Here is a 12,869-nt window from a genome sequence, read left to right on the forward strand (position 1 = left end):
CGCAATTATGAGTTGAGTGCGTGTGAAATTGAGTGATTCAGAGAATGCCAGCGCGTTATTTCTGCCGGTTCACCAGGTAGATACCCAACAGGCTGATCGTGAGGCCGAGGTATTGCTGGGGGTAGATCGTTTCGCCATCGAACAGTCCCCAGACCACGGCCACTACCGGAATCAGGTACGTGACCGATGCGGCAAATACGCCCGACGCCAGTTGCACAACCCGAATAAACAGGACTGAGGTTATGCCTGACGCCAGTATGCCCAGAAAGAGCACAGCCCCCAGCGGAACAAGGGCATCGGCAGCAACAGCCCGGCTGATAAAATCAGTCGAGAACAGAAAAATGCCGGCAATAGGGCCAACAAAGGCGAATGTCCAGGGCGTAGCGACCAGCGCCGGGAGGTGACTCAGGTATTTACCGATCAGGTTGGTATTGATGCCGTACATAAGCGTGGCCAGCACTACCAGCAGGGCGTAACCGTTGACCGTGAACGTACCTGTGGCGCTGAAAAAAACCAGGATCAGTGAGCCGACGAAGCCCAGCATGATACCCCACACCTGATTGGCCCGGAAGCGCTGCCGGAAGAGCAACGTGCCGGTGAGGAGGACAAACAGCGGACTCAGTGAATTTAGCGTGCCTGACAGGGAACTGCTCAAATGCGCGCCGGCTTCGGCAAACAGGAAGGCCGGCAATAGAAACCCCAGAGACCCCGATGCCAGCAGCGCAGGCCACCGAAGGCGCAGCGTCTGTTGCACGTCGGACTTTCGGATCTGCACCAGCATGAAGGGCAGGAAAAACAGAAACGCAAAGAAAATTCGGCCCGACGCCACCTGCTGCACCGTGAAAGCGCCCAGCGCTTTCTTCATCATGATGAACGAACTGCCCCACACCAACGCCATGCATGTCAGTAGTATCCAGGCTAGGAGCGGGCGCTTTTGAACAACGAGAACAGGTTCTGGCGTAGTGGTTTCAGTCATGTGCGATGATAGGTACGCTGATTTTAAGGGACTAATAGACTGACGTGGATGATGAGAGGCACGCAGGTTATGGGGAGCGAACGGATTTACACGAATTTCCAATTCAAGCGGATGTGTAAAGGCAGAGTCAATCCGGTAGAATCGAAAATCCGCGTTAATCTGTTTGTCTCCTTTGAATCTGCGTTCTATACTGCCATGACACCCTCGTAGTGTTCACTCACTTCGTGCAAAATAGTCAGAAGCTCATCATAACTGTCGGCCACGACAAAGCGCATACGGAACTGCTTGAAATCACGTAAGCCTTTGAAGTAGTTGGCGTAGTGGCGGCGCATCTCGAAAATGCCCAGACGATCCCCTTTCCAGCGAATCGAGAAGTCGAGGTGTTTGCGGCAGGCCGTTATGCGGTCGGTCAGGGTTGGCGGGGCGAGGTGCTGACCCGTTTTTACGAAATGCTTGATTTCGTTGAAAATCCAGGGATAGCCAATGCTGGCGCGGCCAATCATGACACCATCAACGCCGTAGCGATTTTTGTATTCGAGGGCTTTCTCCGGGGAGTCGATATCGCCATTGCCAAAGATCGGAATCTTAATGCGGGGATTTTCTTTCACCCGGCCAATCAATGTCCAGTCGGCTTCTCCTTTGTACATCTGTACGCGGGTACGTCCGTGAACGGTAAGGGCCTGAATGCCAATGTCCTGTAGGCGTTCAGCTACGTCCATGATATTTTTGGTGCTATCATCCCAACCGAGGCGCGTTTTTACCGTTACAGGCAAATGAGTAGCGTCGACAACAGCTTTGGTCATCAGCACCATTTTGGGAATATCCTGCAAGAGCGCGGCACCAGCACCGCGGCAGGCCACGTTTTTCACCGGGCAGCCGTAGTTGATATCGATCAGGTCGGGATTGGCGCGGGTAGCAATGCGGGCACATTCGCCCATCGTCTGTACGTCAGAACCAAAGAGCTGAATGCCGATGGGCCGCTCGTACTCGAAAATGTCGAGTTTCTGCACGCTCTTGGCGGCATCGCGGATGAGCCCTTCCGACGAGATGAATTCAGTATACATCAGATCGGCCCCGTTTTCTTTACAAACGGCCCGAAACGGCGGATCGCTAACATCCTCCATGGGAGCCAGCAGCAGTGGAAATTCACCTAATTCAATTGACCCAATCTTAACCATATTCCGTTTTACGCTGTACGTTTTTTGCAACGTTGGGCAACGTGGAATAGTTTGTCGGGCCCAGTTCCTTTGGGTGTTGAAGGAGCTGGGTCAGTTTGACGTTTGTGGTTTGGTGTTTGCCGTTGCGCTGCTGACCAGCCCCGTGATTGATTAGCGTCGCAACGGCAGACACCAAACCACAAACTGGTTAAACCAAGTTAATAGTCGCCGCCTGCGCCGCCGCCGCCAAAGTCACCTCCGCCGAAACCGCCGAAGCCACCACCTCCGCCGCCGCCGCCACCGCCGAAGCTGCCCGACGAGCTACCCCAGCCTGAAAAGGTCGTGTAGGGCAGGAACATGCCGCCGCCACCCCGGTAACGGGTGCCCCGGCCTCCGCCGCCACCTCTTGAGCGAATGACAAAAAAGATGATGACCATAATGACGAGCATCCAGATGAATAGTTCGCCCCCGCCAGAGTCATCAGTCGCTGCGGGGTCGGCTTTGTATTCGCCGGTGGCGCGGCGGAACATTTCATCAACGGCCTCGTCTAAGCCCTGGTAGTACTGTTGCTGCTTGAAATTAGGGGCAATAATCTGGCTGATGATCCGCTTGGCGATGGCGTCGGGGAGTACGCCTTCCATGCCGCGGCCAGTGGCGATGTAAATCTTGCGGGTACCCGTGGCCCAGAGCAACACAACGCCGTTATTCTTTCCTTTCTGCCCCACACCCCACTTGCGGCCAATGGAAAAGGCATAGTCGGCTGGTTCGTAAATTCCCGTTGATTTCACCACCACAATAGCCAGTTGCGATGAGGTGGAGTCGTTATAAGCAACCAGTTTCCGTTCAAGCTGTTGCACTTCACTCGGTGAAAGCATACCCACCAGGTCATTGACCAGACGCGGTGGCGAAGGTCGGGCGGGCAGTGAATCGTCGGGTACCGTCTGGGCGTGAAGTGTCAGTGACACCAACAGGCCAAGAAGCCACAGGCTACCAGCGAGCCTGGAGATAATGAACCGGGAAATTGAGCGTAGAACAGTCACGGAGTACAGTGGGGTCAGGCAGAGAAAATGGTGTGTCTCAACCGAATGAAATATCGTCGGGCAGCTCGTTGACGTCGTCGCTGGCGCGGGGGAAAAACGTTTTCAGATGCTGGCCTGCGCGTTCGATGCCCTGGCTAAGGCCGGTTGCGTAATCGGTAGCGGCGAAGTGCTGGCGCATAAGGTCTTTTGTGCTTTGCCAAAAATCGGCGGGCACTTTTGCGTCGATGCCCTGGTCGCCCACGACGGCGAACTTCCGGTCTTCGTGGGCTAGGTAGAACAAAACGCCGTTTTGCTCCTTTGTCTGGTGCATACCCAAGTGCTTAAACACAGCAACAGCCCGTTGTACAGGGTCGCTGTCCGGGCAGTTGGCTTCAATATGCACCCGGATTTCGCCCGACGTTTCGCGTTCGGCCTGCCGGATAGCGGCAATGATCTGCTCTTGTTGGTCGGGTGTAAGGGTCATGGTATACTGATTGTCAACGACCAGTGATTGAGTAGCTTTAGGGTTGCCAGGAGACGTACCCAGACAACCCTACAGCTACTCAATCACTGGTCACCGATGGTTATTTCTGCGTACCGAAATCAACGGTTGGGGCGTTCTGAGCGGCCGCGCTGGCTTCAAACAACCCTTTGCGGGGGAAGCCGAAGATGCCCGCGAAAATATTGTTCGGGAACGACCGTACTGACTTATTGTAGTCAGTTGCCGCCGTATTGAAGTCATTCCGCGCTACGGCAATCCGGTTTTCGGTGCCTTCAAGCTGCGCCTGTAGTTCAGAGAAATTCTGGGTTGCTTTCAGTTGCGGATAGCTTTCGGCAACAGCCAGCAGCCTTGATAGTGACCCGCTAAGTTGATCCTGAGCCGCCTGGAATTTCTGAATATTCTCGGGCGTCAGCTGGTCTGCGTTTAGGTTGATACCCGTTGCATTGGCCCGCGCCTGGATAACACTTTGAAGGGTACTCTTCTCGAATTCGGCAACACCCTGTACGGTCCGTACCAGGTTCGGAATGAGATCGGCCCGGCGCTGGTATTGTGTTTGTACCTGACTCCAATACTTGTCGACATTGGTGTCTTTATCAACTAAGCCGTTGTATGAACTACAGCCGTACATACCAAAGATGGCAGCAACGACAACAATAATGATTAATCCTTTTGACATGGTTTTACGTGGTTTGGCCGAATCGGCTTATGGTTCAGTAAACGGTTCAAAGCTAAGAACAGTTATCAATTTTCACCTATCAATTATCAATGGCCGGTCCGGGGAGTACAGGACTGGACGAATTAAGCGTTGAGAAATAGGAGGCATAAGTCGATCGGTAAGATGGACACAACAGCTGATCCCGGACACGCTACGCTTGCTTCGTCAAAACGCTTCGCCGATGGTTAGATAGACGCCGCTTGAGCCGAGGCTGGCGTAGGGAATACCCCGCCCGTAATCGAGCCGTAGGTTGACAAGATCCCGATTGACGCGGAAACGGAGGCCAGCTCCATAGGCTGTTTTCGGGTCGTTGAGTCGCGTGAAATCGGTCCGGTTGCCTAACGTACCTACCGAACCGAAAGCCACTGCGCCCAGCCTGCCCCATACGCGCAGCCGAAGTTCAGCCTGGAGCAGCGCCATGTTCTCGTCGCGGAAGCGTCCTTCATAAAAACCGCGTCCGCGTTTGGTGCCGCCGATCAGCGACAGGGCGTTGAAGGGAGCATCGCCGCCAGTGGTTACACTTAGCACGTAATTGAGCGCCAGTGTAGCCCGGCTGCTCAGGGGGTGATAGCTGGCTACGTCGGCAACGTACCTGTCGAAACGTACCTGACTGCCTACCGCTCGTCCCTGACTCAGAAAACTGATGTCGGCCACTACACCCCGGCTAGGGTAAAAAACGGTATTTCGCGAGTCGTAAAACAGACCTGTGCCCACGCCCGACAGTAAACTGCCCTGCCCACCGGGAACGCTGCCCGCTGCAAACGCGCCCTCGGCGGCCGTACTTGTGATCGCGTAATGTTCGTACTGATACCGCAGCCCAGCATACAGTCCCCGCCCCGGTTTGATGGGATCGGCCTTGGTAAGGCGCCGAAACACGTTGACGCGGACACGGGGAAAATTGACGCCATACAGTTCCGCTGGCACCTCGCGCTGCCCCTGACCAAAGTAGTAGTAATTGTAGCGGTAGTAGCCCAGCTCGCCATTGGCGAAGTACAAGTTGTTTTTATAGAAAATCTGGAAGGGCAGGTAAAACAGCAGTTGCTTGTTCTGCGTATAGGCGGCCCCGGCAGTTACCTGCGACGGACGTACCTGGCGGCTGGTATCGCCCCGGAACCGGAACGTGGCCGTGGCAGCTACCCCGTAGCCCAGCCGTGTTTCGGGGGTATAGTACAACAGGGGTAACGGAAGCAGGCTAAACCGTTTGGGAGCGGTTGAGTCGGGAAGTGTCAGTAAGGAGATGGATAGCAGGAGTGCATGAAGCATACCAGTCTATACGCGGAACGCACAGATAAGGTTTTGGTGGCCTACAGCCGGTTGGCTATCTTAGGCGTGGCTATCTGCCTTGTTCCTATGCTTTTGCAAACCTTTACCAACACCCTGCGCCAGTGGCCATTACTGGTGTTGCTCTTTCTGCTCACGCTACTTGCTGCGCTGCCGTCGGCGCTCGCTTTTTATAGCACCGTCACTACTGAAGCCGACGCCTCGATGGCGCTGATGCAATTGTTGCCAGATTTCAGTTATACCGTTTTCTCTGATTTCATGCACGAGCATGGGGCCGCCATCTGGCCGCTGCTTCGGGTTGGCTGCTGGACGGCCCTGTTGTCGGTGTTAGTCAGTGTGTGGGCCAAAGGGGGCATTCTCTACAGCTTTTCCAATGGGTTTCGCGCCGTTACGTTCTGGCAGGCTGCAACCTACTATTTTAGTCGAAATCTGCGTTTGCTGGGCGTAACGATGCTGTTTGTCAGTATCTGGCTGGTCGTGCTGACAATAACCGGTATTCTGCTTACCCTAATGCTGAGCGAAGTGCTCGACGATCCGTTCAGCGAGCGTGGGTACGTTGCCATTGCCCTAGCGGTGGGCCTGATTTTCGCGCTTATGCTGGTTCGGATTCTGTGCACCAGTCAGTACGCTAGCGTACTCTTGTACCAACATGATGAAACGCTGGCGTTTCGGGCGTTCACGCAAAGCTGGCGGTTTATCAGGCAGCATCGGGTGGCTACATTTGGCCGGTATCTGGTGCTGATTCTGATTGGAACGGGGCTACTCAGCGTTTATCTGTTGCTCGAATCAGGCTTTCAGGCCCGAAACTGGTGGCTGATTGGTATGCTGTTTTTGCTTCAGCAGTCACTTGTCTTTAGCCGAACAGCGCTAGCGGTCTGGTCTTTACGCATTGCGTTCGTCAATGCGCAGTCATTGCCGCCAGTCGTACGCCAATCCCCTAAACCACAATATGGCGGTCCAGCCATTTTGCCGCCTGCCGGTGCCGCCGGAGCCGACGATATACTACCTGTGCATTAATTCTCTTCGTTGAATGCGTATCTATGCGCATTAATTTACGTAACCATGCAAACATCTGTACCCAATACCGGCCCCACCCCGAAAGAAGTGGGTCTTTTCAGCTTACCCGTTATTGTGGCCGCGTTGGGCTACTTCGTCGATATCTACGATCTGCTGTTATTTGGCATCGTGCGTGTACCCAGCCTACAGGCGCTTGGCCTGACACCCGAGCAGATTTCTACCGAAGGCACGCGGATTTTCAACTGGCAAATGATCGGGTTGCTGCTGGGCGGTATTCTATGGGGTATACTGGGCGACAAACGTGGTCGGCTATCGGTGTTGTTTGGCAGCATCATTACGTATTCGATTGCCAACATTGCCTGTGGGTTCATCCCGAAGGTGACCTTCATGGAGCCAACCAGTTATTATGCGCTCATGCGGTTTGTCGCCGGTGTGGGTCTGGCGGGTGAACTGGGCGCTGGCATTACCCTCGTCAGCGAAGTATTGCCCACGCGCCTCCGGGCCATAGGTACGTCGCTCGTGGCTGGCATAGGCCTTTCCGGGGCGGTAGTCGCTTATTTCACCGTTAAGCTGTTCGACTGGCCGCTGGCTTACTTCATCGGTGGCGGTCTGGGTATCGGACTATTGCTGTTGCGGGTTGGCGTTGTGGAGTCAGGAATGTTCCAAAACGTGTCGGCCAATCACGCGGTGAGCAAAGGGAATTTCCTGGCCTTCTTCACCAATCGCGAACGGTTCAGCCGGTACCTAAAATGCATCGGTCTGGGTATTCCGACCTGGTTTGTTATTGGTGTGCTGGCTACGTTTTCCAATGAGTTTGGCGCGGCCTTGGGCATTACGGAAGAAATAAAGCCCGGTTTAGCCATCATGTGGTGTTACGTGGGCCTGTCTACCGGCGACCTGGCCAGCGGGTTCATCAGTCAGGCGCTGGCCTCGCGCAAAAAGGCCGTCACCCTGCTGATGTTGTTCACGCTGGTATCTACGCTGGTATACCTGTTTGTTGGCCTCACTACAGCAACGGGCCTGTACATCACCTGCCTGGCGCTGGGCTTTGGTATTGGTTACTGGGCTATGTTCGTTACCATTGGTGCTGAGCAGTTCGGGACGAACCTGCGGGCTACGGCGGCAACAACGATTCCCAATATGGTGCGCGGGCTAACCTTCCCCATGACAACCCTCTATCAGTTTGCCAAGCCGCTCCACGGCGTCATCTACGCCGGAGCTATTGTAGGTCTGCTCGCTTTCCTGCTGGGTTTCTACAGCATTCTGACTATTCCGGAGACCCACGGCAAGGATATGGATTTCATTGAAGAGTAAACCAAGCGTAACGTGCCGGGCTGGGGCGTAAGGGCAAGTGCCTATCTCCGGTTTTATGTCCATTGCTTCCCGCTTCATCACCTTATGCTCCCATCCTCTAGCCCTAAGATTCCATCCCCACGGCCTTCTCTGTCGCCCCTCTGGTCGTTGCCCGTTATTGTATCGGCGCTGGGCTTCTTTGTGGATGTGTACGACATGCTCATTTTTAGCATTGTGCGCGTCCCTAGTTTGCAGTCATTGGGGCTGAGTAAAGAGGAGGTTTCCCGGATTGGGGCACACATTCTTTACTTTCAGCAAGCGGGTTTGCTGGTAGGAGGTATTCTGTGGGGTGTACTGGGCGACCGGCAGGGGCGAATGTCGGTACTGTTTGGCAGTATCATTACCTATTCGCTGGCCAATATTGCCTGTGGGTTTGTGCCCTACATCACGTTCATGGAGCCCACTACTTATTACGCCTTAATGCGTTTTGTAGCGGGCGTTGGCCTGTCGGGCGAAATAGGGGTGGCCATGGTGCTGGTTTCCGAAATTTTGCCGCGCGCCATCCGGGGCTACGGCTCGTCTATTGTGGCGGGTATTGGCTACCTCGGGGCGGGCGTCGCCTACGCAACCAATAGCCTGTTCGATTGGCAAACGGCTTTTTTCGTAGGCGGTGGTATAGGGTTGGCGTTGCTGTTATTGCGGGTGAGCATGTTCGAATCGGGCCTGTTTACGAATCTGAAGCAGGCGCAGGGCGACGTAAGCCGGGGTAACTTTTTTTATTTTTTCACCACTCCCGACCGGGCTATCAAATTTTTTCGTTGCGTGGCGGTTGGCCTGCCTACCTGGTTTATCGTGGGTATTCTGGCCACGTTTGCCAACGAGTTTGGCGAAGCCATGGCCCTGACTACGCTGGTGGAACCGGGGCGTTGCGTCATGCTGCTCTACGTGGGGCTGGCCGTTGGCGATCTGCTGTCCGGGCCGTTTAGCCAATGGTTACGGTCGCGGCGCAAAGCGGTAACGTACCTGCTGATGAGCAGCTGCGTACTCTGCACGGTTTACCTGTTTGGCGGGGTAAAAACTGCTGACAGCCTCTACACAATCTGTTTGCTGCTGGGTGTCTGCACAGGTTATATCGCCATGTACCTGACTATGGTGGCCGAACAGTATGGCACCAACCTGCGGGCTACCGCTACTACATCGGTGCCGAGTATTGTGCGGGGTATGCTCATCCCCATGACGCTGGGCTTTCAGGCGTTGAAGCCCATTACAGGTACGTTGGTCTCAGCGGCGGTGCTGGGCGTTGTGGTGTTTGCTCTGGCTTTCTGGTCGCTGGCTCGCATGGAAGAGACCTTCGCCAAGGAGCTCGATTACGTGGAACGCTAGCCGCCGACCGTTTTTCGAGCCGTCGTTCCAACCGAATTGCGCAAATGGGCGTCTTTAATACTGAAACAAAACTGGTCAAACAATGAAGAAGCTATTGATTGTTGCGCTACTGGCGGTCTCAGCTACTTGCCAGAACCAGGCATCGGTACAGGCGGAATTCCCTGTTCAGGAAACAAACGCGGTTATCATTGGCGATCAATTGCCCGTCGACGGCTGTGCGGCGCATATAGTACTCAATAATACCACCTCGTCCTCAGACTCCCGTCCGTTTATGCGGCTGCCTACCGAAGCTACGCGCTTGCTAATGGACAACGTAATTAAGGCCGAAGTGGCAAAACAGCCAACCGGCACGCTCTGGATGGGCAGTAAAGAGGTGACAATCCGGTACCGCGAAACTGGGAAAACCGCCACGCTCACCTGTGGTTGGGGAGCACGGCAGGAGGTGAAAACAATAGATTTGCTGGAAGTTAAGGTGCGCTAAAGCGGGTCAGATAGGCGGGTGCAGTCGCACTAATTGATCCTGGGCGTTCTAAGTCGGTTAATAGCTGTAGTGGGCGGAGGAAGAATGCTTAGCAGAATCGATGCGATGTATTCGCGCTTGTTATCAACAATATCGTGACGGCTTTCGGCCAGCAGAAACTGCTTGAACTGTGCATTGCGCAGCTGTTTCTTAGCAAAAGCCACATTGGTGGGGTACACCAGTTCATCGCGCAGGCCGTGGAGCATCGTGATTCCCGCCGTAATGCGCGACCAGTCGGGCAGAATGGCTTCCAGCGCCTGCCGGTGCGCCAGTTTTTCGTCGTTAGCCAGCCGGAGCAGGGGCGGTACCAATGCCCTCAGCGGAGCCTTGTCTACCCAGTAGCTAATGCCGTAGGTACGTTCTAGGCCCGGTCCCAACGCCGATGACACAAAAACAACCTGATCGATCACACCGGGGTTGTTCATGGCCAGCCTGGCCGAGACCGACCCACCGTAAGACGACCCCACAACAATGAGCCCCTGCGAATTCCTATAGCGGTTGATCAACGGTTGCAGCAGGGTAGCCTGTCGGAGAATAGACGGTTCTACATTACCAAAATCAGAATAGCCGTAGCCGGGACGGTCAACCGAAACCAATTGCGCCCGTTTCAGTAGGGCTGTGTCTTTAAAGAATCCGTTGAAAAACGAGAGTGAACTGGGGGCACCGTGAACAAAGATGATGGTGGGTTTGCCCGGCAGCGGGGGCGTCTCCATGTAGCGAATTGTTCGGTTGCCAACCTGATACCGCCTTACGGTTGGCCGAATTGTCTGCGCGGCAAATTCGGTCTGAAGTTCAGCATCGGTTTGTCGGAAATCGAAGATCCAGGCCACAGCAAGGGCTACAAAGACCAGCAAAACCAGCCCGCCAAAGCTCCAGCCAAGAATACATCCTACTTGTTTCATGAAGTATGCAGCGGGTATCGACTAGTACGCGAGGCACCGCTCTGCTAAACTAACCAAAATAAACCCCTGCTTTGTTTAGCCAGGCATCTTACGGCGAGGCCTGGCAGGAGGGCCACTGGCTGGACCAGCCAAACCTGATTGAGGTTGATGGGTTTACTCGTCAACTAAACACAAGAACTGGCATGGAGACGAACCCAAACGATGTAGAGCCTGGTCTGCCGAATTTATCGAAACTGGCTAATGCGGATGAGTCTGCATTAGCGGTTGATGAAAATCCCGATGTGGAGAAACCCGCTGGCGCCGCCGAACTTATGACCCCCGATAATGCACCTGGGCCGGACGAAAATTAATCAGTACCAACGGAAAAGGGTTGACTCTGTTACAGAGTCAACCCTTTTCCGTTGGTACTGATTCTGATTGGCTATACCGCTGACTCGATAGCCAGAAAATGGGTCAATTCGCCCTGGCTGTTGTGCATGGGTTCTATTTGGATCCGGCACGTGTAAGCTTCACCGCTCTTTCGGTAATTCACCAGATCGGCTTTTACGGGCATCATCTGGCGGAGGTTGTCGCGAATCCGTTTGATATCGACAGCACTGGTTTGTTCACCTTGCAGAAACCGGGCTGTCTGGCCAACAGCCTCAGCAGTAGTATAGCCGGTCATACTCAAAAAACTGTGGCTGGCCCAGAGGATGGTTTTCGACAGATCGGTCAGCACTAGGGTGAATCCTAGACTAAGGGCCTTTATGTAAGTCTTACGTTGCCTGCGCGTCAGCTTCCAGTCGAAAATATCGGTAAGCTGACCAAATACGGTTTCTTCTTTCCGTTTTGCCTTTTGTTGGGCTTGTTGTAGAAGGTAAATCTCCATGCAGGACGACGGATAGGACCGTTTCCCTTCAGCGTTACAGCGGCGACTGGCCTGCTGCAGCATTTCGGTGTATGCTTGTGAAAATACCATTAATGATAAAGAGGAAGGTGATTACCAATTTGAAATATAACTGGCTGACCGAAGTAGTCCTAATTAATTACGATTATTTGAGCCCACGGCCAACGGAGTGAATAAAAAAAATATTGACAGGTATGTGCCTGTTAGCCAGCTAGAAAGCCTTTTTTGTTCAAAAAATGTCATTTTTTTTCACCCAGATGCTTGCGCCAAGTAGTCTGACGCTATACTTTTGCACCACGATAAACGATAACGGCAACGCGGTCAACATCGAAAAAAGTAAATCTGGTTCGGTAGTTCAGTTGGTTAGAATGCCGCCCTGTCACGGCGGAGGTCGCGGGTTCGAGTCCCGTCCGGACCGCCAGATTTTAAGAAGCCCCTTAGCTCTCAGTGAGTTAAGGGGCTTTGCTTTTGCTGCCTGTTTAGTAGCGATAGTAGTCTGCTACATCAGCTAGTAACTTCGGTAACAGCTCAACATCTATAACCATACCACGCTAATTAGCTTGGTGTAGTCGGGTGCACGATCAAGCACTCAGCTTATCTTGCCACGCCTCATTCACGACCGCACGCCGGAGCGTAGGTTTGGGAGAATCAATCTCGCTTTACAGATTATATCCGTCGGTTCGTTCACTTACCAAACGAATCCGGTTGGTGTATTTAATCAATAGTTATCGGTTTCGTCGACAACTTATTCCAATCGGGCAGGAACAAGCGGAGCTGTGCATGGGTCACGCCCATCCCGCGCATAGCGCAAGGTAAGGTGACTCCTGATTGAATAAGAGTGAAAACTAAGTAGGCCCGGTCTCTCATCGTGATTGTGTAAGAAGCTGCGGACGTTGCTGGTTGTACGGTGGTATGGTCATTCATTCATCAAAAATGCTAGCTAAGGAGCCTTGCAAATGATGAGGTCAATCAGCCAATTGACTGATTATTATCAGCTCATAACCGTTATTCGCTTTTTTGTGGTTTAGTGACAACATATCTAGTGTAGGTTAGGCACTTCTGTGGGCGCCTTATCGTACTCTTCAAGACACTTGTCGAGTGGCTGGCAATTGTTGTGAATACAAGCGCAGAATGTAGCACATGCATTTGGTTTGTCGGTGTCGGCACACTGAGCCAGGCAATCTCGTGAATTGTTACGCGGGTAAATCTCGCAACCGG

13 protein-coding genes and 1 tRNA gene are annotated in these 12,869 nt (G+C 53.6%); 6 read left to right on the forward strand and 8 right to left on the reverse strand.

All coding sequences use genetic code 11. The features are described 5' to 3' along the window. Nucleotides 1–55: 55 nt before the first annotated feature. From F7231_RS23365 to F7231_RS23390, 6 genes are all read right to left on the reverse strand, one after another. Nucleotides 56–976 (reverse strand): DMT family transporter, encoded by a 921-nt coding sequence (locus F7231_RS23365; RefSeq protein ID WP_166693745.1) that lies wholly within the window; start codon nucleotides 974–976, stop codon nucleotides 56–58. Nucleotides 977–1,161: 185 nt separating this feature from the next. Next, on the reverse strand, nucleotides 1,162–2,154 hold the full coding sequence (gene dusB, locus F7231_RS23370) for a tRNA dihydrouridine synthase DusB (RefSeq protein WP_166693812.1): 993 nt from the start codon (nucleotides 2,152–2,154) through the stop codon (nucleotides 1,162–1,164). Nucleotides 2,155–2,351: 197 nt separating this feature from the next. Continuing rightward, nucleotides 2,352–3,173 (reverse strand): TPM domain-containing protein, encoded by an 822-nt coding sequence (locus tag F7231_RS23375; RefSeq protein WP_374757385.1) that lies wholly within the window; start codon nucleotides 3,171–3,173, stop codon nucleotides 2,352–2,354. A 37-nt stretch (nucleotides 3,174–3,210) separates the two neighbouring features. Further along, nucleotides 3,211–3,636, reverse strand: a complete 426-nt coding sequence (locus F7231_RS23380; protein ID WP_166693746.1) for a TPM domain-containing protein — start codon at nucleotides 3,634–3,636, stop codon at nucleotides 3,211–3,213. Between the two features lie 100 nt (nucleotides 3,637–3,736). Further along, complete coding sequence (locus F7231_RS23385) at nucleotides 3,737–4,330, reverse strand: LemA family protein (RefSeq protein ID WP_085412637.1); 594 nt, start codon at nucleotides 4,328–4,330, stop codon at nucleotides 3,737–3,739. Between the two features lie 204 nt (nucleotides 4,331–4,534). After that, nucleotides 4,535–5,632: a BamA/TamA family outer membrane protein gene (locus F7231_RS23390; protein WP_166693747.1), complete on the reverse strand. Its 1,098-nt coding sequence runs from the start codon at nucleotides 5,630–5,632 to the stop codon at nucleotides 4,535–4,537. Between the two features lie 87 nt (nucleotides 5,633–5,719). Between F7231_RS23390 and F7231_RS23395 the strand changes: the two genes are divergently transcribed. The 4 genes from F7231_RS23395 to F7231_RS23410 all read left to right on the forward strand — a co-directional run bounded on the left by F7231_RS23395 (nucleotide 5,720) and on the right by F7231_RS23410 (nucleotide 9,824). Beyond that, nucleotides 5,720–6,667, forward strand: coding sequence for a hypothetical protein (locus F7231_RS23395; RefSeq protein ID WP_166693748.1), 948 nt, complete (start codon nucleotides 5,720–5,722; stop codon nucleotides 6,665–6,667). A gap of 45 nt (nucleotides 6,668–6,712) precedes the next feature. Beyond that, nucleotides 6,713–7,981: an MFS transporter gene (locus F7231_RS23400; RefSeq protein WP_085412640.1), complete on the forward strand. Its 1,269-nt coding sequence runs from the start codon at nucleotides 6,713–6,715 to the stop codon at nucleotides 7,979–7,981. A gap of 84 nt (nucleotides 7,982–8,065) precedes the next feature. Next, nucleotides 8,066–9,343, forward strand: a complete 1,278-nt coding sequence (locus tag F7231_RS23405; protein WP_166693749.1) for an MFS transporter — start codon at nucleotides 8,066–8,068, stop codon at nucleotides 9,341–9,343. 82 nt (nucleotides 9,344–9,425) lie between these two features. Then, nucleotides 9,426–9,824: a hypothetical protein gene (locus F7231_RS23410; RefSeq protein ID WP_166693750.1), complete on the forward strand. Its 399-nt coding sequence runs from the start codon at nucleotides 9,426–9,428 to the stop codon at nucleotides 9,822–9,824. 29 nt (nucleotides 9,825–9,853) lie between these two features. On the opposite strand, the gene F7231_RS23415 is transcribed toward F7231_RS23410, so the two are convergent. Continuing rightward, entirely contained in the window at nucleotides 9,854–10,765 is a 912-nt protein-coding gene (locus tag F7231_RS23415) for an alpha/beta fold hydrolase (RefSeq protein ID WP_166693751.1), read from the reverse strand. A 182-nt stretch (nucleotides 10,766–10,947) separates the two neighbouring features. On the opposite strand from F7231_RS23415, the gene F7231_RS23420 reads away from it, so the two are divergent. Beyond that, entirely contained in the window at nucleotides 10,948–11,115 is a 168-nt protein-coding gene (locus F7231_RS23420) for a hypothetical protein (RefSeq protein WP_166693752.1), read from the forward strand. A gap of 71 nt (nucleotides 11,116–11,186) precedes the next feature. On the opposite strand, the gene F7231_RS23425 is transcribed toward F7231_RS23420, so the two are convergent. After that, entirely contained in the window at nucleotides 11,187–11,723 is a 537-nt protein-coding gene (locus tag F7231_RS23425) for a PAS domain-containing protein (protein ID WP_085412645.1), read from the reverse strand. 272 nt (nucleotides 11,724–11,995) lie between these two features. Between F7231_RS23425 and F7231_RS23430 the strand changes: the two genes are divergently transcribed. Continuing rightward, a tRNA-Asp gene (locus F7231_RS23430) sits at nucleotides 11,996–12,072 on the forward strand. Nucleotides 12,073–12,869: the final 797 nt, after the last annotated feature.

Origin of the sequence: Fibrivirga algicola (assembly GCF_011742925.1) — a bacterium.
GTDB classification, from domain to species: domain Bacteria; phylum Bacteroidota; class Bacteroidia; order Cytophagales; family Spirosomataceae; genus Fibrella; species Fibrella algicola.